Genomic DNA, 23,995 nt, shown 5'->3' with positions numbered 1-23,995 from the left:
AAAGAGGGACCATGCCCATGCTTCGGTGGGGCCGTACGCTCGCGGTGACGTCCGCGGCCGCGCTCGCGGTGATGACGGCGCCGGCGGGCATCGCCTCTGCCGAGGGTGGGCGCCCGCAGGCCAATCCGCAGGAACGGGCGGCGGCGATCATCCGGCCGGCCGTGATGTACCTGTCGGGCCAGGCGTACGGCCAGGTCCGCTTGCCCAATGGGCAGCTGCTGTCGCAGTTCGGCGAGGGCTCCAACATCCCCTTCACGGCGACCTGGTTCTGCACCGCGTTCATCGTCAACCCCGACGGTTGGGCGGCGACGTCGGGCCACTGCGTGGATCCGGACAACGTCAAGGACCTGATCCTCAAGCGGGCCGCCAACGAGTACGTCATCCAGTACCCCGACTCGCCGGTCGGGCAGAATCCGGCGGCGATCTTCCAATGGCTCCGCCAGAACGCGAAGGTGGAGGGCGTTGCCCCCGACCGGGGTCCGCAGCCTGCGCTGACCCTGGTGTACGGCAGCGGGAACCGGGTCGCCGGGAAACTGCTCGCCAACGTCGTGGACTTCCGGCCCATCGTAAAGGGCGATGTTGCCCTGCTCAAGGTCGAGAAGCACAACCTGCCGTCGTCGGAGTTGGCCGCCGACGCCGACGTCAGCATCGGCACAACGATTCTCGCGGTGGGTTACCCGGAGAGCACGAAACGGATCACCGATCCGTCGCTGGACCCGACGAACAAGAGCGGCACGGTCAGCAAGAAGTCGTCGATGGGCAGCGTTCCGCAGTACGAGATCGATGCCCCGGTCACCGAGGGGATGAGCGGCGGCCCCACCGTCGCCCTCGACGGCAAGGTGATCGGCGTCAACAGCTTCTCACCCGTCGGCGAGCCGCAGCCGTTCAACTTCGTCGCGCCGGCGGGCAACCTCACCGCGTTACTGGCCGGCAAGGGGGTCAAAGCGACGCTGGGGCCGGCCGACGTCTTCTACCGGAAAGGGCTCGGCGAGTACTTCTCCGGCCACTACACCGGCGCCATCGACGATTTCGACAAGGCGCTGGCGATGTCGCCCGACTACCCGGGTCTGGTGGAACTCAAGACGAGCGCGGTGAACCTGCGGCAGCGCTACGGCGACGTCTCGGTGCTCAGTGGCACCACGCTGATGTGGTACGTCATCGGTGAGGTGGCGCTGGTGCTCGCCGCCGGCGGGGGATTGACCCTGTTGGTGGTGCGGAGGCGGTGGCGCCTGTTCGCTCCAGCGAAAGCCCCTGGGGTTCAGCTTATTTCCCCCGGGGACGGGGACACGGTCAAACCAATCCGCGCCCGCAGGGGCATCAAGACCGGCGCCGCCCGGCTCATCGGCGTGGCCCCCGCGCACAAGCCGGCGGAACCGCACTTCTGCGCGAGCTGCGGGGCCGAACACCACCCCGCCGAGAAATTCTGCCCCAACTGCGGCGCGGAGATCCTGCCCGGAGATTCCCCCGTGGGCTCCGACCGGACCGGCTGACGGTTATCCCGCCAGCGCCGCCCGGTCGGTGACGCGTCCGAACACCATGGCTTCCTCGATGCGGTCGAACTGGTAGTCGAGGGCATCGGCGAGGTAGTTCTGCCGCACGTTCCACGGCCGCCTGGTGCCGGACTTGGGCAGCGCGTGCAGCGAGCGCAGCACGTAGCCGGCGTTGATGTCCCAGGCCGGTTTCTCGGTCATCGGTTCGCCGCCGAGATGCGGGTAGGCGTGCGTATATCCGTGAGCGGCCATGTGGGCCAGCAGCTTCGCGGTCGCACGGGCGGTGATGTCGGCGCGCAGCGTCCAAGAGGCGTTGGTGTAGCCCACGCACCAGAACAGGTTGGGCACGTCCTCGAGCATGTGCGCCTTGTAGACGAAGCGGTCCCGGGGATCGATCTCGACGCCATCCAGGCTGATCGCGGTCCCGCCGAGCGCCTGCAATTGCAGGCCGGTGGCGGTGACGACGATGTCGGCGTCGAGGTGAGCGCCGGATTTGAGCGCGATGCCGCTGGCGTCGAAATGGTCGATGTGGTCGGTGACCACCTCGGCGCGGCCGGCGCCGATCGCGTTGTAGAGGTCGGCGTCGGGGATCAGGCACATCCGCTGGTCCCACGGGTCGTAGCGCGGCTTGAAGTGGGTGTCCACGTCGTAGCCGGCGGGCAGCTCGCTGATCGCCTTGCGGCGCAACAGCCACCGGACGAGGCGGGGCGCCTTGCGGGACAGGGCGAAGAACACCGCCTCGGTCAGTGCGCTGTACATGCGGATCACCAGGTGAGCGGGCTTGCTAGGCAACAGCTTTCGGGCGACCGCGGCCACCTTGCCGTATCGGGAGGCCGAGACGAGATAGGTGGGGGAGCGTTGCAGCATGGTCACCTTCGCGGCGCGGTCCGACAGCGACGGCAACAGGGTGACCGCGGTGGCACCGCTGCCGATCACCACGATCCTCTTGCCGGTGTAGTCGAGGTTCTCCGGCCAGTGCTGGGGATGCACGACGGTCCCGGCGAACTGGTCGATACCGGGAAAGTCGGGGGTGTAGCCCTCGTCGTAGTTGTAGTAGCCGCTGCCGAAGAACACGAACCTGGCGCGGTAGGTCGTGCGGGTGCCGTCCTGCTCGGCGGTGATCGTCCAGGTGTCGGTGGCCGAATCCCAGTTCGCCGAACGGACATGGCTGTTGAACCGGATGTGGCGGTCGATGCCGTACTTGCGCGCGGTGTTGGTCAGGTACTCGCGGATGTGCACGCCGTCTGCGACGCCTTCCCGGCGGGTCCACGGCTCGAAGGGGAACGACAGCGTGAAGATGCTGCTGTCGGAGCGTACGCCGGGGTAGCGGAACAGGTCCCAGGTGCCGCCGATCTGGGCGCGCCGCTCCAGGATCGCGTACTTGGTGCCCGGATTCCGCTCGGTGATGCGGTAGGCCGCGTCGATGCCGGAGATGCCGGCGCCGACGATCACGACGTCGAAGTAACCGTCGCCCTGGCCGTTGGTGTTGGGCGCGCCGCCGGCGGCTTCCCGGGGAGTCACGGTCATCGTGAACCTCGCTTGCTAGGGGCCTCGAAAAAGCTGTGTTCCCCACCACACTAGAGGGGCCCCCAGGCTCGCGGATCAGCGGTGACGGTCCGCGGCGACCGAGTAGCGGGCAGGCCACGGCGTGAGCCGGCGCGCGCCCCGGTCAGACGCATGCGGGGTTCAGCCAAAGAAGCCCGACTGTCCGTTGCCCTTGTTGAAGCCACCACTGTTAGCGCCCGCTGTTCGCGAACCCGAAATTGCCACCGCCACCGTTACCCCGCGCCGTACCGGCGAATATCGGCTGTTCACTCAACGCCGTGCCGGCACCCACCGGTGGGCCGCCCAAAGCGGTGTCAGCGATAGTTGACGAACTGCAGCGCGACGTCCAGGTCGGCGTTCTTGAGCATCGCGATGACGGCCTGCAGGTCGTCGCGCTTCTTGCTGGTGACGCGAATCTCGTCGCCCTGGATCTGGGTCTTGACGGTCTTCGGGCCCTCGTCACGGATGAGTTTGGTGATCTTCTTGGCGTTCTCGCTGCTGATGCCCTGCTTGAGGGTGCCGTTGACCTTGAAGGTCTTACCGGATGCCTGCGGTTCCCCGGCGTCGAACGCCTTCATCGAGATGTCGCGGCGGACCAGTTTCTCCTTGAATACGTCGACGGCCGCCTTGACGCGCTCCTCGGTCGACGACGTCAGCTCGATTGCCTCGTCGCCCTTCCAGGCGATCGAGGTGTCGGTGCCGCGGAAGTCGAAGCGGGTGGCCAGCTCCTTGGCGGCCTGGTTGAGCGCGTTGTCGACCTCCTGGCGGTCGACCTTGCTGACGATGTCGAACGATGAGTCCGCCATTGGATCCGTCCCTTCCTGCGGTGGTGCCCGTTTGTGCTTTGTCTACCCGTTCGTTGTAACCTGTCTGGCGGCAGGTTGCCCGAGCGGCCAATGGGAGCGGACTGTAAATCCGTCGCGAAAGCTACACAGGTTCGAATCCTGTACCTGCCACCACCAGGCAGGCCTCCAAGGTCAGTAGCCGTACCGATCCGTGAACACCGGGGTATGAAGCTCGGTGTCAGCCTGTCCGGCGAGGACGTCGCGGTGCTGGACGCCTACGTGGAGAAAGCCGGTTTGCCGTCGCCGTCCGCGTCTCTGCAGCGGGGCGTGCAGATGCTGCCCTACCCCGCCCTCGAAGACGACTACGCCCAAGCCTGGTCGGAGTGGTCGAGTGCCCAGCACGTCGGACGGCGTCGTTGTAGGCGCTTGCCGGGCATTGCCACGACTCCGCCCGATAACGGAGATCTGCACCTTCTCGATCGGGGTGGCGAAGCGCAGGCGGGCCCGCCGCGGCAAAGCGGCGCCTCGGAGTGGCGTCCACGGCGTCCGTGCACAGTGGCGGTACCTCCCACCCCTGCCGCAAAACTAGAACGCGCCATTCGGTCCACGTGTCGCCGTAGGCCTCGGGGATGTCGGGGATCTGCAGTTGCGGGGGTGGCGGGTTGCCCTCGGGGTCGTGCCAGACGAACAACAATCCGCCGCGCACGTCGGTGGTCCACGAACGGGTGCGGGCAAACCGTGACGTGCGCTTGGCGTACGGCACCTGTTGGCATCTCCCGTCGCCGCTCCAGCGCCAGTCGTGGACCGGACACGCGACCGCACCGTCCTTGATCGTGCCCTGCGACAGGTCTCCGCCCATGTGCCGGCAGTAGGCGTCGAGAACGTTTGGGGTGCCATCGCTTTGGGGGTCGGCGAAGACGACCAGCTTGGTGCCGAACGCGTTGATCGCGTGGGGCTCGCCGTCGAGGAAGTCCTCGACCGGGCCCAGGCAGTGCCAGCCGCGGGCAAACCGTGTCGGCGGGTCGCCGACATCGATCTCCCGGATGCCGACTCCGGTGGTATCGGTCTTCACCGTGTGCCCCCGCTCTACACGACGACTAGAACACGTTATAATTCCGTCTCTTTGTTGAGCAATAAGCACAGGCCATAACCGCTAAATTAGTGCCTTATGGCCCTTATTACCTTTATGGCTTGTCGCGACGCGTCGTCCTGCGGTAGGGGAGTAGGCGACGCCGGGGTCACCCGTCGAGCGTCGCGCGCGGCGCCGCGGCGGGGCGTTCGTGCCGGCCGGCGGACTCCTCGATGCCGATGCGGGCGTGCAGCCAGGCCAACGGTTTCGGGGCCCACCAGTTGGCCCGGCCGAGCACGTGCATGACGGCCGGAACCAGAATCATGCGCACCAGGGTGGCATCGGCGAGCACGGCCAGCGTCAGGCCCACTCCGAACATGCGTATGAACGAGACCTGCGAGGCGCTGAGCGCCGCGAACGCCACGGCCATCACCAGAGCCGCGGCGGTGATCACCCGGCCGGTGTAGGCCACCCCCAACGCGATGCTTTCGTCGTTGTCGGCGTCGGTTTTCCGGGATGCGAGCCAATGTTCGCGAATCCGCGCGATGAGGAAGATCTCGTAATCCATCGACAGCCCGAAGGCGATGCAGAACAGCAGGACCGGCATGTTGGCGACGAGCCGTCCCGTCGGCGTGATCCCCAGGCCGCCGAGGTGGCCGTCCTGGAAAATCCAGACCAGCGCCCCGAACGTCGCCGACAGCGACAGGACGTTGAGCACGAGCGTCTTGACCGGCAGCACCACGCTGCCGGTCACCAGAAACAGCAGGACCGCGGTGATGACGGCGATCAGGCCCAGCACCAGCGGCAGCCGCGCGGTGATCCCGTCGACACCGTCGCGGTTGGTGGGGCCCAGCCCCGTCAGCTGAACCGGTCGCCCGCGCGGACCGTCGACCGCGTGCAGGCGGTCGAGTTGCAGGTCGGACGCCCGGGAGTACGGCGCTGCCGTGCTGGTGACGGTGAGAAACGCGCTGCCGTCGGCGATTCCGGTCGGCGCGGCCGGCGGGCCGACGGCGTTTCCCGCGACGAACGTCGCCGTCGGTGCGGTCACCGCGGAGACGTTGGGCACGCGGGACAGGTCGGCGGCGTAGCGGTCGAGGTCGTCGGCGTCGAGGTCCCGCGCGTCGGGGATGACGACCTGCACCGTCGTGGCGACGTCGTCGGCGAAGTCGTTGCGCAGCTGATCGCCGACCTGGTGCGCCGAGGCCGAACGCGGCAGGACCCGGTCGTCGGGAAAACCCCACTTCACGCCCAAAAATGGAGCGCCGGCCAGCGCCACCAGGGCGGTGACGGCGAGGCCGACCGGCACGGCGTGCCGCATGACGAACCGGGTGGATCGGTACCAGAACAGTTGCTGTACCGGTTTACGGCCGTGCTCGTGACGCCGCAGCATTCCGCGGAGCAGTCGGCGCATGTCCATCGCGTCCAACCGCGGACCCAGCCACACGATGGCCGCGGGTGTCACCACGACCGCGGCGACGGCGGCGAATGCGACGGTCGCGACGCCGGCATAGGCGAACGACCGCAGGAAGTACATCGGGAACAGCACCATCACGGCCATGGACAACGCGACGGTGGTCGCCGAGTACAGCACCGTGCGCCCGGCTGTCTGCATGGTCCGGATCAGGGCCCGGTCGGGAAGGCTGCCCCGGGCCAGCTCGTCGCGGTAGCGGCTCACGATCAACAGCGTGTAGTCGATCGCCAGCGCCAAACCCAGTGCGGTGGTGAGGTTGAGCGCATAGACCGACACCTCGGTGGTGAAGGTGAGCAGGCGCAGTATCGACATGGAACCGACGATCGCCGTCAGGCCCACCGCGATCGGCAACGCGGCCGCCAGCAATCCGCCGAACACCCAGATCATGGCCAGGAAGCTGAGCGGGATCGCGATCGATTCCATCGTCAGAAGGTCGTGCTCGATCTGCTCGTTGACCTGTGCGTAGGCCACCGCCAAGCCGCCCGCGCGGACGGTGACGCCGTCGCGGTCGTGCACCGATTCGGCGCAGAGCGTTCGGGCGTGTTTCTGCGCGTCGTTCTCCCCGCCCCTGAGGTTCGCGACGATCAGGCCGGATTTGCCGTCTTTGCTCACCAGGTGCCCCGCCGATTGCGCCGCCGATGTCCACGGCGAGGAGACATTGAATACAAACGGTGAGCGCTCCAAATGGTCGACGATGTCGGTCCCGACGGTGCGCGCCGGCGTGCTTTGTGCGCCGCCGGGAGCGGTGACCACGATCAGAAGTTGCTGTTCGCTTTCCCCGAACTTCTGCTCGAGCAGCCGACTGCCTTTGCTGGATTCCGACGCGGGGTCATAAAACCCTGCGGCGGACAGATCTTTGGCGACCGGTGACCCGAAAGCGACGGCTCCCAGGAAGACCAGCAGTGCCACCGCGATCACTCGCCGCGGCGCGGCCAATGCCAGCAATGCAATCCGACGCGGCACGCTCCCCCTCTTCCCCCGATCCTCGACGCGGCGCATCTCAGGGCCGGGCTTGGCCACGCACGCGGCGGGACATCGATCCGAAAGTAGCATTGGTCACCGGGCGTGCGAGCTTCCGAACGTGCTTGTCGCGCCGCGGTTCCACGCGCGTGGGGCAGTGCGTCGGCGCGTTCGCGGGGGAGTGGCCGGCGGTGTTCGTGATCGATTCAATCCTCGACATCGCCGCCATCACTGTGTTCAATCATTGGATCTTTCGCGCTGTATGTGCCTACTGGCATGAGCTAACGCCTGCCCGGCGCGGGCAGGCGCAACGAAGCGCGCGCGACAAATTCACCCAACTCTTTGGCGAAATCGGCACCGCTAAGACCGACTAGTGTCCGTCAAAATACCCAATCGCAACGATCCGTACAAGTTAACGGGTCAAAGCGTCGGGCGGGATGGCCGTCGACCTAATAGGCAAAGCTGCGTCGACGATTTCGCATTGTCACGATCACGGGACGTGATGGCCATTGTTCAGTGCGCCACCCACCTTTTCGCCAGAAATACGGACGGCGGCGTGGCTCTTGTGACGTTGTCGTGGGTTCGCTGACCTGGGAATTTGGGCGCAACGCCGTGTCCTGCTTACGTTTTGGACTGTCTAGGGTTCAATCCGCGAGAAGGAGCTACGGCGTTGCGCATGTCCAGGGTATTGGCGAGCGGTCTGGGTGACCAAAACATGGTGATCGAGGACGTGACGATCGAGACCGAGACCACGGGTCGGAAGCAGCCGAAGACCTCCGAAGTTCTGGTGTTCTCGGTGCGGCCCAAGGCGTCGCAGGCGGGCCGGTGCTCGCGGTGCCGGAAGCGGTGCCCGGGCTATGACGCGGGGGGCCGGGACGGGAACGGGATCAGGCGCTGGCGGACCCTGGATGTGGGGACCACAAAGGCGTATCTGCAGGCCGCGGCCCCGCGGGTGGCATGCGGCGAGCATGGGGTGGTGGTTGCGCATGTGCCGTGGGCGCGGCCGGGCGCCAAACACACCTGGGCGTTCGAGGACACCTGCGCGTGGCTGGCCGCGCACACCGCATTGAGTGTGCTCACGGTGCTGCTGCAGATCGCCTGGCGCACCGTGGCGGCGATCGTGACCAGGGTGGTGGCCGATGGCCGCGACACCAACGACCTGCTCGCCGGACTGTCGCGGATCGGCATCGACGAGATCGCCTACCGCAAGGGACATCGCTACTTGACGTGCGTGGTTGACCACACGACAGGCCGGCTGGTGTGGGCCGGCGAGGGCCGCAACCAGGACACGCTGGGCCGGTTCTTCGATCAGCTCGGCGCCGAGCGGGCCAAGCTGCTCACCCACGTCAGCTGCGACGGGGCGGAATGGATCCACGCCCTGGTGCGTGCCCGCGCGCCGCAGGCGCTGATTTGCCTGGATGGGTTTCATGTCGTGGCCTGGGCCATGAAGGCACTGGACAAGGTGCGGGTACGCACCATGACCCGCGCCGGGATCACCGATCGGCACGCCATGTGGGCGACCCGCAAGAACCCGGCTGACCTGTCCTGCGAGCAGCGCACCAGCCTCGCTAAGATCGCCGACACCAACCGCACCCTCTACCGGGCGTATCTGCTCAAAGAGCAACTACGCGAGGTGTTTCGGGTCAAGGGCACCCACGGGCGGCAGCTGCTGGCCGGCTGGCTGTCGTGGGCGTCGCACTCACGCATCCCCGAGTTCGCCGCGCTGGCCCGCAGCATCCGCCGCTACCGCGACCTCATCTGGAACACGCTCGATCACGGCCTGTCCAACGCCCGATCCGAAGCCACTAACACCCACCTGCGGGCATTAACCAAACGCGCCTACGGATTCCACAGCCCAGACGCACTCATCGCCATGGCCATGCTCACCCGAGGCGGCCTCTGCCCAGCACTACCCGGACGGAAATGACCCACTACAACGTCAGTAGATCCGGCGGCGTGATGTCGAGCGGAAGGACGCACGCAGTTGACGGAGATACCCTGTGGGGGTATGTTCATTCGCGTGGTACCCCAGATGGGGTGGGGGGTATAGTCCCGGGCGAGGTTCCGGGATGGCCCCCGGCGGTGATCGTCGTCGACAGAAGGGAAGTGACCGGCATGGCTTGGCAGGGATTGGTGGGTAAGGCGGTGCCCACGCTGGTGACCGGTGTGGTGGGTGCTGCGGCGTATGAGGCGTTGGCGAAGGCGCCGTGGCGCAGGATGACGGTGAGCGCTGCTGCCGTGGGTTTGCGCGGGGCGCGTGCGACCGAACGGGTGACCAGGGAGGCCGCCGAGAGGGCGCGGTTGGCGACGGCCGATGTGCTCGCCGAGGCGGCCGAGCGCGTCGGGGAGCGTGTTCCCGCACCGGCGGACTCTTCTTCGGCTGCCGGCCACGGGGGTGACGATGCCTGCCACTGACACGGCGCTTGACGCTGGGGCCGGCGCCACGTTGCAGGTCGTCTCCCAGGGGGGCGGGCGGATGCGGGTGCGCGCCCGCGGGTTTGGGATGGATTCGGCGCTGGCGGTGGCGATCGAGGAGACGGTCGCGGCGGTGGCCGGGGTGCGGGCGGTGCAGGCCTATCCCCGGACGGGGTCGGTGGTGATCTGGTATCTGCCCGATGACTGCGACGTCGCCGCGGTGTTGGCGGGGATCGAGGCGGCCCGGGACGTGCCCGCGGAATCGCTGCCCGCCCGCGCCCCGTATTCGGCGAGTGTGGGTGAAACCGGGGTACTGGCGCGGATCGCGGCCGGACTTTTGCGTGCGCTGGGCGTGTCCACGGATGCGGGCGCCCCGAAGTCCGACGGTGGGGGTAGTTGTCATCAGCCGGCGCCGTCGTGTCACGGGGCGCCGGCCGCCGATGCCAAGGGTGAGCAACGCAAGTGGTTGCGACGGGTGTGGCTGGCCGCGCCGTTGGGGCTGGTGTCGATGGCGGCGCCGATGGTGTTCGGCGGCGCGTGGGCGGGGTGGTTGGCGTTTGCCGCGACGGTGCCGGTGCAGTTCGTGGCGGGCTGGCCGTTTTTGGTGGGGGCGGTGCGGCAGGCGCGCGCGGGATCGGCGGGCATGGACACCCTGATCAGCCTGGGCACGCTGACCGCGTTCGCCTACTCGACCTATCAGCTGTTCGCGGGCGGGCCGTTGTTCTTCGACACCGCGGCGTTGATCATCGCGTTCGTGGTGCTGGGCCGCTACTTCGAGGCCCGGGCCACCGGCAAGACCCGCGAGGCGATCAGCACGCTGCTGGAGATGGGCGCCAAGGAGGCCTGCCTGCTCGTCGACGGTCAAGAGGTGCTGGTGCCGGTGGAGCGGGTGCAGGTCGGCGACGTGATGCTGGTGCGGCCCGGGGAGAAGATCCCCGTCGACGGCGAGATCGTCGACGGGCGCGCGGCCGTGGACGAGTCGATGCTGACCGGCGAGTCGATGCCGGTGGAAAAGACGGTCGGCGACCGGGTCGCCGGGGCCACCGTGAACACCGACGGACTGTTGACCGTGCGCGCCACCGCGGTGGGCGCCGACACCGCGCTGGCCCAGATCGTGCGCCTAGTCGAGCAGGCCCAGGGCGGCAAGGCGCCGGTGCAGCGGCTGGCCGACCGGGTGTCGGCGGTGTTCGTGCCCGCGGTGCTCGGTGTGGCCGCGCTGACGTTCGCCGGGTGGGCGCTGTTGGCGGGCAACCCGATCGCGGGGATGACCGCGGCGGTCTCGGTGCTGATCATCGCCTGCCCGTGCGCGCTGGGCCTGGCCACCCCGACCGCGATCATCGCCGGCACCGGTCGCGGCGCGGAGATGGGCATCCTAGTCAAGGGCGGCGAGGTCCTCGAGGCGTCGAAGAAGATCGACACCGTCGTGTTCGACAAGACCGGCACCCTCACCCGGGGCCAGATGCGGCTCACCGACGTCATCACCGACAAGAAGCGCGACGTCGACCTGGTGTTGCGGATCGCCGCCGCGGTCGAGTCGGGTTCCGAGCACCCCATCGGCGCGGCGATCGTCGCCGGCGCCCGCGAACGCGAGCTGGCCGTCCCGGCCGCCGCGGCGTTCACCAACCTGGCCGGCCACGGCGTGCGCGCCGAGGTCGAGGGCCACGCGGTGCTGGTCGGGCGGCGCAAGCTGGTCGAGGAAAACGACCTGCGCCTGCCCGAGCAGCTCGCGAGCGCGGCCGCCGACCTCGAAGCACAGGGCCGCACCGCGGTGTTCGTCGGTCGCGACGAGCGGGTGGTGGGTGTGCTGGCGGTGGCCGACACGATCAAAGACGACGCCGTCGCGGTGGTCCGCCAGTTGCACGCCATGGGGCTGCAGGTCGCGATGATCACCGGCGACAACGCCCGCACGGCGGCCGCGATCGCCGAGCAGGTCGGCATCGACCGGGTGCTGGCCGAGGTGCTGCCCGAAGACAAGGTCGACGAGATCCGCCGCCTCCAGGACGAGGGCAGGCGGGTCGCCATGGTCGGCGACGGCGTCAACGACGCCCCCGCGCTGGTGCAGGCCGACCTGGGCATCGCGATCGGCACCGGCACCGACGTGGCCATCGAGGCCTCCGACATCACCTTGATGTCCGGCCAACTCGACGGTGTGGTGCGCTCGCTGCAGCTCTCGCGCCAAACCCTGCGCACGATTCACCAGAACCTGGGTTGGGCGTTCGGCTACAACACCGCCGCGATCCCGCTGGCCGCATTCGGGGTGCTCAACCCCGTCGTGGCGGGCGCGGCGATGGGCCTGTCCTCGGTCAGCGTGGTCACCAACTCGCTGCGGCTGCGCCACTTCGGCCGCGACACGACGATCAAGGCCCTGCCCGAGCGGACCGCGACCGTATGATCCACGGTGTCCTGCTGAGGTGGGTCGTCACGGGATTGTTCGCGCTGGGCGCGATCGAGTGCGCCCTGCCGATCCTGACCCGGCGCCGGCCCTGGCCGATGGTCCTCAGTCACGGTTTGCACGTGGTGATGGCGGTCGCGATGGCGGCCATGGCCTGGCCGTGGAGCATGCGCGCCCCGACCACGGCACTGACGGTGGTGTTCCTGCTGGCGGCGGCGTGGTTTGCGACGATGGCCCTCGCCGCCGCCCGCACGCCCGCCCAGCGGCGGTTGAGCGGCTACCACGTTCTGATGATGCTGGCGACGGCTTGGATGTATGCCGCCATGAACGGCCCCCCGACCACCGCCCCGGCGCCTGCCCGATCCGGCGCCGCGATGCCGGGCATGGACATGGCCGCAACGGGCACACCACCGTACGCCGCCTGGATCACCGCCATGGACTGGCTCGGCGCCCTGATCTTCGGGGCCGCAACGCTTTTCTGGACGCTGCGTTACCTCACCGGCACCGCCCGCCTCAAATCTTTGGGAAACCTCGCACAAGCCGCCATGGCCGCCGGAATGGCCGTCCTGTTCCTTGCCGCGGTGTCCCGCATCTGACCGTTGACCCGGTGTGGCGAACCGAAATTTCCGCGGCACACGGCACAGCATCGCCCGGGTATGAATCGATGCCGTACGGTCGAGGAAGCCTGCCCCGGTGGCGCCGATGCAGTGACCCGGGGGCACGAACGCCGCCGGTTTTCGCCGCTGTGCACGTCCGCTGTCTAACGAGAGGGTTGCTCGAGAGTTGACCGATACCACCACGCCGGTGGCGGACGAGCGCGACGAACGGCCGCGTGCGGCGATGCGCCGTCGCCTCCGGTGGCTGCGGTGGGCGCTGCTGTCGGTGTGGGGCCCGGGCCTGGTGGTGATGTTCGCCGACACCGACGCCGGCTCGCTGATCACCGCCGCGCAGTCCGGCGACCGCTGGGGCTACCGCATGGTGTTGCCGCAGCTGATCTTGATGCCGATCCTCTATGTCGTCCAGGAGATGACGGTGCGGCTGGGCATCGTCACCCGCCGGGGGCACGGCGCGCTCATCCGGGAACGGTTCGGCCGCGGCTGGGCGTGGGTCTCGGCGTTCACGCTGTTCGCCTCCGCGATCGGGGCGCTGCTGACCGAGTTCGCCGGCGTCGCCGGGGTCGGCGAACTGTTCGGCGTCTCCAAATGGGTGAGCATTCCGATCGCGACGGTGGCGCTGCTGGCGCTGGCGCTCACCGGCAGCTACCGGCGCGTCGAGCGCGTCGGAATCGTCTTCGGGGCGGCCGAACTGGCGTTCCTGGTCGCCATGGTCATGTCCCGGCCCGATCCGGACGCGCTGGTGCAGGGCCTGGCCTCGATGCCGCTGGGCGACCCCTCGTACCTGCTGCTGGTCGCGGCCAACGTCGGCGCCGTGATCATGCCGTGGATGATCTTCTACCAGCAGGGCGCCGTGGTGGACAAGCGCCTGTCGGTGGCCGCGCTGCGCCAGGCCCGCTACGACACCGCCTTCGGCGCGGTGCTGACCCAGCTGATCATGATCGCCGTCGTGGTCACCGTCGCGGCGACGCTCGGGACGCACAACGGCGAGACGACGCTGCAGACCGTCGGCCAGATCTCGCACGCGCTGACCCCCTACCTGGGGCGCGTCGGCGGCACCGTGCTGTTCGGGCTGGGGATGCTGGGCGCGGCGCTGGTCGCCGCGATCGTCGCGTCGCTGGCCGGCGCGTGGGGGCTCGCGGAGGTGTTCGGCTGGCACCACACGCTCAACGAGCGGCCCAACCGCGCCACCGCCAAGTTCTACATCACCTACGCGCTCGCCCACATCGTCGGCGCGATCCTCGTGCTGAGCAGCGTCGACCTGGTCAACCTCGCCGTGGACGTCGAGGTGATGAACGCCCTGCTGCTGCCCATCGTGCTGGGTCTGCTGCTCGCGCTGGAGGCCCGGGCCCTCCCCGAACAGTGGCGGATGCGCGGGCTCTACAAACACCTCACCCGCGGCCTGTGCCTGGTGGTCATCGCCTTCGGGCTGTACATGGTTCCCCAGGCGTTCGGCTGGCTCTGACTCAGAACCAGGGCCCGGGATAGCGGCCGTCCCGGTCCTGCACCAGCACGATCTCCTGGCAGTCACCGTTCGCCGACGCGGCGCCGCGACAAACCAGCGTCCAGTCCGAGATCCGCCCGAAGGGCCGCACCGACCAGTTCGAGGCGACCGGCTCGGTGTCCGGCAAGGCGAGCACGGAGAACGTGCCGTCGGCCTTGGTGAGGTACAGGTGGTCTTCGAAGAACGCCAACCTGGTGATCGACATCTTCTTCGCGTCGTCCCGGCTCTTGAGCAAATCCCAGTGCCGGGTGCGCAGGTTCCACACACCGAAGCCGAATTTCGAGTCGTCGGAGTCGCGACCGTCGACGAACAATTTCCCGGCCGACAGCGTCGCGGCCAATCCGCCGCCGGAAATCGTGTCCGAGTCGCCGATCTTGACGATCTGTTTCGCGTTCAGGTCGAAGAACACGGTCGACACGGCCGGGGGCTGATGGGAATCCCAGTGCGTCAATTTCACCAGCTTGTCGGGCCCGTCGGACAACTCCGCGTCGACCGACCGCACGTCGTTGTCCTGGTAGATCGGTTCCCCGGTCGGCCGGCGCAACTCCGCGCCCGACGTCGTGGCGCCCCCGGTGTTGCGGTGGAAAGCCAGCACGTCCTGCCAAACCTGGGCCTGCTCCGGATCGTCCCACAGCGTCGACAGGTCGGTGTTGGACAGCACCAGCGTGCGTGGCGGCGCGGCGGCTGCGTGCCCGTCGGTGAAGGCGTTCGTCCATGCCACGCCCGTCGCGGTCGAGGCAAACCCCCATCGGTCGGCCGCGGTCAACTTCTGGTCGGGACTCGGCGGTTGCAGCTCTTTCGTGGCCACCGGGCGGTCCGACTTGAGGTCGAACGCGTAGGCGGTCGCCCTGGTGGTTGCGGGCGCGGACGCCTGCGCGGGTGTCGCGGTGGTGAGCACGTACACGACCCTCATGTCGTCGGCCGTGCCGGACAGCGCGCACACGGCGCCGGTCAACTTCTCCCCCGCGGGGACCATGGGGGTGCCCGGCGTCACGTACTGCCCCGTCTTGGTGTCGAAGATCTTCGGGCGGATGTCCTCCAAGGCCGATTTCCCGCCCGACACCTTTTCCGGGCACCCGAAATATGCCGTGCCGCCGTAGCTTTTCCAGTCCTTTTCCAGCGGCCCGGTCACCGGAGCCGGCGATGGCGCGGCGCTGCCGGGGTTACCGGCCGCCGACGGTGTGGTGGGCGGCGACGTCGAATTGGTCGTCGTCGTGGCCGCCGGCGGGGAAACGGTTTCCGAGCAGGACGTGATGAGACAGGCGGCCGAGCCCAACAGGGCGATTCTGCGCATGGGCGCGCGCAGACCGTCAATCATGCTCATCGGCAAATCCCCCGGTAAGATCCTGTAACCGCCGAGCCTATAGCCGGTCAGGTGCGCCCGCGACCGGGTCGGGTTCCCACGAGCCCTACGTCACAGAGCCTTACGTCAGCGGCGTGGCCGGCGCGGTGCCGGGGAATCAGTTCCCGTCGAATTCGACGGGCAGGCTCGTCGGGCCGCTCAGGGTGGCCATCGGCTTCCACGGCGCAGGCCCGGCCAGGCGTGGGTTTCGCATCCGGGCGGTGAGGACGTTCAGGGCCTCGGCGAGCTCGTGGCGGGCCAGGTTGGCCCCCAGGTTCGGCGTCCTCGGCGACCAGGCGCAGCGTTCCGCACACGATCGGCGAATGGCGCATCGTCTCCTCGACCGCGCGCATCGCCAGCTCGGGCCGCTGCCGCAGCAGTTCCCACTGGTCGGGGTGCTCGCACAGCAGCTGCACCGAGGGGGTTGCCGTCATCCTCGGCGCGGATCAGGTCGGACAGCAGGTCGTCGGTCAGGCTGTGTCGCCGCCGGGCGACCATGTCGTCGACGTAGCCGTCGAGCTCGCCCCATGCGCGCATGACGACGGGCTCGACCTCGGCGAGGTCGACGGCGAAGCTGAAGGCCTTGAAGACGTCGTCGGCCCACAGCGAGAACCGGTGCCAGTCCCCGCGAGGTGCGCCGAGCAGCGCGCAGATGATCGGCACCGGGTACGGGCGGGCGATGTCGGTGACCACGTCGCAGCGTCCGGCGTCGGCGACCCGATCGACCAGCTCGTTCATCACCGCGGCCATGGTGTCGTGCAGCCGCTGCACCGCGCGCGGGGTGAAGGCCTTGGCGGCCAGGCTGCGCAGCCGATGATGGGCCTGGCCCTCCAGGCAGAGCAGACTGTTGGTCACCTTGTCCCACAGCGGCTCCGGTCTCGGAGCCCGGACGACTTTCGCACAATGTATGGCCGTCGGGGGCAGGTGTCAATGAAGCGCGCGGATCAAACAGGATTCTCACGGCGTTCGGGCCGTCCTCCGGCCGGGGCGCCATACATCAACGAGAGAATGTATAGCCAGCGGGAGCCGGTTGGCGTGCTCACTCGTCGACGCGCAGCCGCACCATCCGGGTGGTCGACGTCTCGTCCAACTCGACGACGTCGGAGCGCGAACGCAGGAAGTCGCTGAAAGACTTGAATCCCAAAGACTTTTCGCTGAACGAGGGATCCATCCGTTTCATCTGCGCCTTCACCGCGGAGTTGTGCAGCCAGTCGACGTCGTCTTTCTCCAGCCCGATCTGCAGCGCCCGCGTCAGCAGCGCCGTGGCGGCGGCCTGCGGATCGGGCGGCTCCGGCTCCTCGGACTGGGCCGCCTTGGCGCGTCCGCCCCGCAGCTTCGGCGGGGTCTTCTCCGCCTCCGGCCCGGCCGGCGCGGGTGCCGGTTCGAGGGCCGGCACCCCCGGGAGGGCGTCGTAGATGACGAAGTCGTCGCAGGCGGCGGCCAGCGCGCGGCTCGACGCGCCCGCCACCCCGATGCCCACCACGTACCGGCCCAGTCGCTTACAGCGCTGCGCCAGCGGGATGTAGTCGGAGTCGCCGGCCACGATCACCACGTGGGTCAGGTCGGGCAGTCGGAACATGTCCTCGACGGCGTCGACGGCCAGCCGGATGTCGGCGCCGTTCTTGCCGTACGCCGCGGCGGGGAACAGTTGCACCAGGTCGACGGCGCGGGCCACCAGCTGTCCGCGGTAGCCGGCGTTGACGTCGGCCGACCAGTCGGCGTAGGCGCGGGTCAGCACCAGCGTCCCGAACGACGACGCGAAGTCGAGGATCGCCGCGACGTCGACGGTGGCGCGGGCCTGCCGCTCGGGATCGAGGCCCTTGGCCTTGTCCCGTTGGAACGAGTTGCGCCCGTGAACCTGGTCGTAGCGCGAGATCACGATGTTGTCGAAGTCGAGGTAGACGGCCACGCGGGCGGCAACCGGTTCGGTCATGCAGTAGATCATCGCCGAGTCGGCGGCTCAGGGGGTACACCGGAGATATGAACCAGCTGAAATACCTCGAGCTGCACGGCGACCGCGTCGCCTACCGCGACGAAGGCGATGGCGAGACCCTGCTGCTCATCCACGGTATGGCCGGGAGTTCGGAGACCTGGCGTTCGGTGATACCGCAGCTGTCCAGGAAATTCCGGGTCATCGCACCGGACCTGCTGGGCCACGGCGCGTCGGCCAAACCCCGGGGTGACTACTCGCTGGGTGCGTTCGCGGTCTGGCTCCGCGACCTGCTCGACGAGCTGGGCGTGAGTCAGGTCACCCTGGTCGGGCACTCGCTGGGCGGCGGTGTGGCCATGCAGTTCGTCTACCAGCACCCCGACTATGCCAAGCGGTTGGTCCTCATCAGCAGCGGCGGTCTCGGTCCCGACGTGGGGCTGGTGCTCCGGCTGCTCTCGGCTCCCGGGGCGGAGCTGGTGCTGCCGGTCATCGCGCCGGCGCCGGTGCTCGCCGTCGGCAACAAGCTCAGGTCGTGGTTGCGGGGCGCCGGCATCCATTCGCCGCGCGGCGCCGAATTGTGGAGCGCCTACTCGTCCCTGTCGGACCGCGAGACACGCCAGTCGTTCCTGCGGACGTTGCGCTCCGTGGTCGATTACCGCGGGCAGGCGGTCAGCGCGCTCAGCCGGCTGCGGCTGCGCGAGGAGCTGCCGGTCATGGCGATCTGGGGCGAGCGCGACGGCATCATTCCCGTCGACCACGCATACGCCGCGCACGAGGCGCGCACGGACAGCCGGCTCGAGGTGCTGCCCGACGTCGGCCACTTCGCCCAGGTGGAAGCGCCACGCGAGGTGGTCGAGCTGATCGAGGACTTCGTCGGATCCGGCGACCGCCGCGACATCGGCAGCCCGCAGCCCAGGGCGTGATCGGAAAAGCCGGGGTGCTGCGGTCCGGCTTCGGCCCTCGACACCGGCCGTAGAATCGGGGCGATGCGCGCGCCCGCCCGGGGTCAGCCCGCAGTGGGGGCGCCAACCCAGCTGTCGTCGCGCGCTCCGAGGTCGGCGGCCACGGGTACGTTCGTACAGACCAGTGATCTCCCCGACCGCCTCTCGTATCGCTGACACGCCTGGATTACCCCGAACCGCGCCGCGGCGATCACGCTACCCTTCGAGACCATGGCGCCGACGCGGGCGAAGCTGGCCGATGGCCGTGACCTGCTGTTCTTCGCGCTGCCCGGACACCGCCCGGCGCCCGTCACCGACCGCAGGCCCCTGCCCGCCCGCGATCCCGACCAGTCGTGGCTGCGCTACGACCAGACGACCGGGCAGTGGGTGATCGTCGCGGCGCGGCGCCAGGACCGCACCTACAAGCCGCCCCCCGACCAGTGCCCGCTGTGTCCGGGCCCGACCGGGTTGACCAGCGAGGTGCCCGCCCCCGACTACGACGTCGTCGTCTTCGAGAACCAGTTCCCGAGCCTGTCCGGCGACGGCCCGGCGGCGCCGGTGCCCGGTGACGGCTTCGTCTCCGCTCCCGGGCATGGCCGATGCGAGGTGGTGTGCTTCTCCAGCGCCCACACCGGCTCGTTCGCCGGGCTCGAGCCGGCGCACGCGCGGCTGGTCGTCGAGGCGTGGCGGCACCGCACCGCCGACCTGATCCACGCTCCGGGCATCGAGCAGGTGTTCTGCTTCGAGAACCGCGGCGAGGAGATCGGGGTGACGCTGACCCACCCGCATGGTCAGATCTATGGCTACCCGTACCTGACGCCGCGCACCGCCGTCATGCTGGCGCGGGCGCGCGAACACCGGATGCGGCACGGCGGAAACCTGTTCGCCGACCTGCTGGCCCGCGAGGTCGCCGACGGCGGCCGCATCGTGGCGCGCACCGAGCTGTTCACCGCTTTCGTGCCGTTCGCGGCGCGCTGGCCGGTGGAGGTGCACATCTACCCGAACCGCTTCGCCCGCAACCTCCTCGAGCTCGGCGAGGAGGAGCTCGACGGATTCACCCGGATCTATCTCGACGTGCTGCAGCGGTTCGACCGCATGTACGAGGCCCCGCTGCCCTACATCTCGGCGCTGCACCAGTACGCCGACACCGAGGCGCAGGCCGACGGCTATTTCCACGTGGAGCTGATGTCGATCCGGCGCAGCGCGGACAAGCTGAAATACCTGGCGGCCTCCGAGTCGGCGATGGACGCCTTCATCAGCGACGTCACGCCCGAAGACGTGGCCCGGCGGCTGCGGGGGCTCGGATGACGGTCCGCCACGCCGCGCCCGGGCGGGTCAACCTGATCGGGGAGCACACCGACTACAACCTGGGCTTCGCGGTGCCGATCGCGCTGCCGCAACGCACCGTGGTGACGTTCGCCCCCGACGGCGGCGATGCGCTCACCGTGAGCAGCAACCGCGCACCCGACGTCGTGCGTTTCGGCCTCGGCGTCGTTCCCGGTCAGGTGGCCGGCTGGGCCGCCTACGTGGCCGGGGTCGTGTGGGCGCTGCGGCAGGCCGGCCACCCGGTGCCCGGCGGCGCGATGCGGATCACCAGCGACGTGGAGATGGGCTCGGGGCTCTCGTCCTCGGCGGCGCTGGAATGCGCGACGCTGGGCGCCCTCGCGACGGCCGCCGGCGTCCGCATCGACAAAAAGGAGCAGGCGCGGCTCGCCCAGCGCGCCGAAAACGAGTACGTCGGCGTTCCCAGCGGTCTGCTCGACCAGCTGGCCGCCCTTTTCGGCGAACCGTCGACGGCGTTGCTGATCGATTTCCGCGATCTCAGCGTTGCGCCGGTGCCCTTCGATCCGGACGCCGAGGGTGTAGCGCTGCTGCTCATCGACTCCCGCGCCCGCCACGCCCACGCGGGTGGCGAATACGCGGCCCGCCGCGCATCCTGTGAGCGGGCGGCCGCACGTCTGCGGGCAACGTCGTTGCGCGAGATCTGGGATCGCGGCAGCGCGGCGCTGGACGAGATCGGCGACCCGATCGATGCCCGTCGCGCACGCCATGTTCTCACCGAGAACGGCAGGGTGCTGGATTTCGTCGCGGCGCTGGGGGAGTCGGACTTCGTCGAAGCCGGACGCATCCTGACCTCCTCGCACGTGTCCATGCGCGACGATTTCGGCATCACCACCGAGCACATCGACCTGATCGCCGACACCGCGGTGCGCGTGGGTGCGCTCGGTGCCCGGATGACCGGCGGCGGGTTCGGCGGCTGTGTGATCGCGCTGGTGCCGGACAGCCGGGCCGACGCCGTCACCAAGACGTTGCGCCGGACGGTGACCGCCGCGGGCCACCCGCGGCCGGTGATCATCCGCACCCGCGCGGCCGCGGGCGCGGGGCCGGACGTGTGAGCGAGCCGGCCCGGCAGCGTGACACCGACCACCGAACTGGTGCTCTCGCACAAACATCCCGAGGATCGCGAGCGGGTGGCCGCGAGCATCGACGGCATGGTCAACGGCCGCCAGACGGCGTTCAGCACCCGGCACCGCATCGTCGACACCGGCGGGGCCGTGCACGAGGTCGTCGTTGTCCCAGGTGCACAACATGAAGCTGGGGCTCCTCGCCCAGCAGATCGCCCAGAGCCGGGATCGTCCCGATGGACGGTGGTGCGGGCCGCAACCGGCCAGCGCCAGAATCGCCGCCACGGAAATGGTTGCTGCAAGGAAGTGTTGCGCCACGGAGATCTCCCGAAAACTTGCGGCAACTGGGATAGTCGCGTCGAGACGAGCTAGTCCAGGTGCGTTCACAATGTTGCTGGTTCGCCTCGAGCACGCCGGTGTCTGCGTGGTGCCCCGCGCCCGTCGCATGCGAAATGCCGCGCGAAGTGGCCGCCATGCAGTAAGGAACAGCTATGCGGTCACGAAGCGCCCTGCTCGCGCTGGTGGTGGCGACGGCGGTGTTCCTGACGTTCATCGCGGCGGCTCCGCCCACCGCCTACGAGGGGGAGCCCAAGCTCGTCGCGAATCCCGTCGACTACGTCGACACCCTCATCGGCACCGGGACCGGGGGCGAGACCGTCGGCGAGATCAACAACTTCCCAGGCCCGACGGTGCCGTTCGGCATGGTGCAGTACTCACCGGACACGGTCTACAACTACGCCGGCTACAACTACGACAACCCGCGCTCCACCGGGTTCAGCATGACCCACGCGTCGGTCGGCTGCGCCGCCTTCGGCGACATCTCGATGCTGCCGACCACCACCGCGCTCGGCTCGCAGCCGTGGAACGCCTGGGAGACGATCGCCCACGACGACACCGAGGTCGGCGAGCCGGGCTACTACCGGGTGCGGTTCCCCGACACCGGGGTGAGCGCCGAACTGACCGCCACCACCCGCACCGGGGTCGGCCGGTTCAGCTACCCGCACAACGGCCGGCCCGCCCTGTTCCACGTGCGCTCCGGCGCGTCGCTGGCCGGCAACTCCCGCGCGGCCATCCAGATCGGCGAGGACAACACCACGATCACCGGATGGGCGACCAGTGGCGGGTTCTGCGGCAAAAACAACACCTACACCGTGTACTTCGCGATGAAGTTCAACCGACCGTTCCTTTCCTACGGCACCTGGGACGGCTACTGGATCTATGCCGGCGCCCGCGGCGCCGCGTCGCCCTACAGCGGGGGTTACGTGGAGTTCCCCGCCGGCTCGCAGATCGAGGTGCGGACCGCGATCTCCTACGTCAGCATCGACGGGGCCAGGGCGAACCTGGAAGCCGAGAACGTGGACGGCTTCGACGGGATCCGCGCCGCCGCCGCGTCACAGTGGAACGCCACGCTGTCCCGAATCGCCGTGGCCGGCAACAACCCCGACAATCTGGAGACCTTCTACACCGCGCTCTACCACTCGCTGCTGCACCCCAACACCTTCAACGACGCCGACGGGCGCTACCTCGGCTTCGACGGCGCCATCCACACCGTGCCCGACGGGCACACCCAGTACGCGAACTTCTCCGACTGGGACACCTACCGGTGTCTGGCGGCCCTGCAGGCGCTGCTCTTCCCGCAGCGGGCAAGCGACATGGCCCAATCGCTGATCAACGACGCCACGCAGAGCGGGGCGCTGCCGCGCTGGGCGCTGGCCAATTCCGCGACCGGGGAGATGACCGGGGACAGCGTCGTGCCGCTGATCGCCAACCTCAATGCCTACGGCGCCGAGAACTTCGACCGCGCAACGGCATTGCGGTACATGGTGCACGCGGCGACCAAGGGCGGGGTGGGCCTCAACGGCTACGTGGAGCGGCCGGGCATCGCCACCTACCTGGCGCTGCGGTACGCGCCGTTCACCCTGGAATTCCGCACCGGCGGCCGCATCGCCGACGCCTCGATCACGCTGGAGTGGTCGATCGACGACTTCGCCATCTCCCGCTTCGCGGACGCGCTCGGGGACACCGCGACCGCCGCCGAATTCCAGGCCCGGGCGCAGTACTGGCAGAACCTGTTCAACCCCAGCACCCGCTACATCTCGCCCCGCAGCCCGATGGGGTTCTTCAGCGGGGGACCGGGATTCGTCGACTCCGAGGGCTTCGGCCAGGACGGGTACGACGAGGGCAACGCCGAACAATACGTCTGGTCGGTGCCGCACAACGTCGCCGGCCTGGTGACCGCCCTCGGCGGACGCAACCAGGTGGCCGGTCGGCTCGACCGCTTCACCCGCAAACTCAACGTCGGCCCCAACGAGCCCTACCTGTGGGCCGGCAACGAGCCAAGCTTCGGGGTGCCGTGGCTGTACAACTACGTCGGGCAGCCCTGGAAGACTCAGCTCACGGTCGACCGGGTGCGCGGGCTCTACGGCCCGACGCCCGACGGCGCGCCGGGCAACGACGACCTGGGCGCGCTGTCCAGCTGGTACGTGTGGGCCGCGCTCGGGCTGTATCCGGCCATCCCGGCGGTGCCGGTGCTCAGCGTGGGCGCGCCGTTGTTCGACCGGGCCGTGATCGGGCTCCCGGGTGGCAAGTCGATCCGGATGACCGCACCGGGCGCCTCCGGGCCCAGCCACCTGAAGTACATCAGCGGCCTGCGCGTGGACGGCCGGGCCACCGACCACACGTTTCTTCCGGAGTCGATCATCCGCACCGGCGGCGACCTGGCATTCTCGCTCGCCACCTACCCCGACAAGCGTTGGGGGACAAGCGTATCCAGCGCCGGGCCGTCGTTCGGCACGGGCGCTTCGGCGGTGACCGCGAACGTCCCGCGGCCCGCGGTCACGATCGCGCCGGGAAGCACCGGCACGGTGAAGGTCGAGCTGCAGCGCATGACCGACGGCCCCGGCGGCTACACCGTCACCGGCGTCTCGCCCGAGCCGGGGATCGCACCGTCACGGTCGTTCGGCGAGTTCGGCCCCGACGGATCGGCCACCGCCAGCGTCGCGATCACCCTGACACCGGAGGTCCCCGAGGACTACTACCCGGTCTTTCTCACCACCACGGTCGGCGCAAGCGTGCGGCGCTCGATGGTGCTGGTGGTGGCCGCCGGTTCCGAATAGGTATGCGGCCCAGCGC

16 protein-coding genes, 1 tRNA gene and 3 pseudogenes are annotated in these 23,995 nt (G+C 69.0%); 13 read left to right on the top strand and 7 right to left on the bottom strand.

The features are described from left to right. Window positions 1-11: 11 nt before the first annotated feature. Window positions 12-1,490 (top strand): trypsin-like peptidase domain-containing protein, encoded by a 1,479-nt coding sequence (locus AB8998_RS25615; protein WP_369740749.1) that lies wholly within the window; start codon window positions 12-14, stop codon window positions 1,488-1,490. A gap of 3 nt (window positions 1,491-1,493) precedes the next feature. Here AB8998_RS25615 and AB8998_RS25610 read toward each other — a convergent pair whose 3' ends face one another. Beyond that, the gene (locus AB8998_RS25610) at window positions 1,494-3,017 is read right to left on the bottom strand and encodes a flavin-containing monooxygenase (RefSeq protein WP_369740747.1); all 1,524 of its coding nucleotides are present in this window, start codon (window positions 3,015-3,017) and stop codon (window positions 1,494-1,496) included. Window positions 3,018-3,349: 332 nt separating this feature from the next. Continuing rightward, on the bottom strand, window positions 3,350-3,841 hold the full coding sequence (locus AB8998_RS25605; protein WP_369740746.1) for a YajQ family cyclic di-GMP-binding protein: 492 nt from the start codon (window positions 3,839-3,841) through the stop codon (window positions 3,350-3,352). Window positions 3,842-3,910: 69 nt separating this feature from the next. On the opposite strand from AB8998_RS25605, the gene AB8998_RS25600 reads away from it, so the two are divergent. Next, window positions 3,911-3,994, top strand: a tRNA-Tyr gene (locus tag AB8998_RS25600). Window positions 3,995-4,412: 418 nt separating this feature from the next. On the opposite strand, the pseudogene AB8998_RS25595 reads toward AB8998_RS25600, so the two are convergent. Together AB8998_RS25595 and AB8998_RS25590 are read right to left on the bottom strand one after the other, a co-directional pair. Next, window positions 4,413-4,892: pseudogene (locus AB8998_RS25595) on the bottom strand (Rieske 2Fe-2S domain-containing protein); the annotation flags it as partial. A gap of 166 nt (window positions 4,893-5,058) precedes the next feature. Continuing rightward, window positions 5,059-7,323: an MMPL family transporter gene (locus AB8998_RS25590; protein ID WP_369740744.1), complete on the bottom strand. Its 2,265-nt coding sequence runs from the start codon at window positions 7,321-7,323 to the stop codon at window positions 5,059-5,061. Between the two features lie 188 nt (window positions 7,324-7,511). Here AB8998_RS25590 and AB8998_RS25585 point away from each other — a divergent pair, with 188 nt between their 5' ends. The 6 genes from AB8998_RS25585 to AB8998_RS25560 all read left to right on the top strand — a co-directional run bounded on the left by AB8998_RS25585 (window position 7,512) and on the right by AB8998_RS25560 (window position 14,206). After that, window positions 7,512-7,694 (top strand): hypothetical protein, encoded by a 183-nt coding sequence (locus tag AB8998_RS25585; protein WP_369740742.1) that lies wholly within the window; start codon window positions 7,512-7,514, stop codon window positions 7,692-7,694. Window positions 7,695-7,990: 296 nt separating this feature from the next. Further along, a complete protein-coding gene (locus AB8998_RS25580; RefSeq protein WP_369736942.1) occupies window positions 7,991-9,247 on the top strand; it encodes an ISL3 family transposase in 1,257 nt (418 codons plus the stop codon). Between the two features lie 188 nt (window positions 9,248-9,435). Beyond that, the gene (locus AB8998_RS25575; RefSeq protein WP_369740741.1) at window positions 9,436-9,735 is read left to right on the top strand and encodes a DUF1490 family protein; all 300 of its coding nucleotides are present in this window, start codon (window positions 9,436-9,438) and stop codon (window positions 9,733-9,735) included. A 61-nt stretch (window positions 9,736-9,796) separates the two neighbouring features. Then, window positions 9,797-12,127, top strand: a complete 2,331-nt coding sequence (locus AB8998_RS25570; protein ID WP_369741760.1) for a copper-translocating P-type ATPase — start codon at window positions 9,797-9,799, stop codon at window positions 12,125-12,127. Beyond that, window positions 12,124-12,723, top strand: coding sequence for a DUF5134 domain-containing protein (locus AB8998_RS25565; protein ID WP_369740739.1), 600 nt, complete (start codon window positions 12,124-12,126; stop codon window positions 12,721-12,723). The genes AB8998_RS25570 and AB8998_RS25565 overlap by 4 nt, the downstream gene beginning before the upstream one ends. A gap of 187 nt (window positions 12,724-12,910) precedes the next feature. Then, window positions 12,911-14,206, top strand: a complete 1,296-nt coding sequence (locus tag AB8998_RS25560) for an NRAMP family divalent metal transporter (RefSeq protein WP_369740737.1) — start codon at window positions 12,911-12,913, stop codon at window positions 14,204-14,206. Window position 14,207: 1 nt separating this feature from the next. Here AB8998_RS25560 and AB8998_RS25555 read toward each other — a convergent pair whose 3' ends face one another. The 3 genes and pseudogenes from AB8998_RS25555 to AB8998_RS25545 form a co-directional block, all read right to left on the bottom strand. Continuing rightward, window positions 14,208-15,569 (bottom strand): hypothetical protein, encoded by a 1,362-nt coding sequence (locus tag AB8998_RS25555; RefSeq protein ID WP_369740735.1) that lies wholly within the window; start codon window positions 15,567-15,569, stop codon window positions 14,208-14,210. A gap of 136 nt (window positions 15,570-15,705) precedes the next feature. Beyond that, window positions 15,706-16,457, bottom strand: a pseudogene (locus tag AB8998_RS25550) (cytochrome P450 family protein); the annotation flags it as partial. 169 nt (window positions 16,458-16,626) lie between these two features. Then, a complete protein-coding gene (locus tag AB8998_RS25545; RefSeq protein WP_369740734.1) occupies window positions 16,627-17,532 on the bottom strand; it encodes an NYN domain-containing protein in 906 nt (301 codons plus the stop codon). A gap of 35 nt (window positions 17,533-17,567) precedes the next feature. Here AB8998_RS25545 and AB8998_RS25540 point away from each other — a divergent pair, with 35 nt between their 5' ends. The 5 genes and pseudogenes from AB8998_RS25540 to AB8998_RS25520 all read left to right on the top strand — a co-directional run bounded on the left by AB8998_RS25540 (window position 17,568) and on the right by AB8998_RS25520 (window position 23,979). Next, a complete protein-coding gene (locus tag AB8998_RS25540) occupies window positions 17,568-18,440 on the top strand; it encodes an alpha/beta fold hydrolase (protein WP_369740732.1) in 873 nt (290 codons plus the stop codon). 249 nt (window positions 18,441-18,689) lie between these two features. After that, window positions 18,690-19,766 (top strand): galactose-1-phosphate uridylyltransferase, encoded by a 1,077-nt coding sequence (galT, locus tag AB8998_RS25535; protein ID WP_369740731.1) that lies wholly within the window; start codon window positions 18,690-18,692, stop codon window positions 19,764-19,766. After that, complete coding sequence (locus AB8998_RS25530; RefSeq protein ID WP_369740730.1) at window positions 19,763-20,854, top strand: galactokinase; 1,092 nt, start codon at window positions 19,763-19,765, stop codon at window positions 20,852-20,854. The genes galT and AB8998_RS25530 overlap by 4 nt, the downstream gene beginning before the upstream one ends. 18 nt (window positions 20,855-20,872) lie before the next feature. Then, window positions 20,873-21,034 (top strand): annotated as a pseudogene (locus AB8998_RS25525) (antitermination regulator); the annotation flags it as partial. Between the two features lie 320 nt (window positions 21,035-21,354). Continuing rightward, a complete protein-coding gene (locus tag AB8998_RS25520; protein ID WP_369740728.1) occupies window positions 21,355-23,979 on the top strand; it encodes a GH92 family glycosyl hydrolase in 2,625 nt (874 codons plus the stop codon). Window positions 23,980-23,995 lie beyond the last annotated feature (16 nt).

It is taken from the genome of Mycobacterium sp. HUMS_12744610 (assembly GCF_041206865.1).
Taxonomy (GTDB): domain Bacteria; phylum Actinomycetota; class Actinomycetes; order Mycobacteriales; family Mycobacteriaceae; genus Mycobacterium; species Mycobacterium servetii.
The sequence above is the reverse complement of the archived record's forward strand: the minus strand, read 5'-3'. Positions and strand labels throughout refer to the sequence as shown.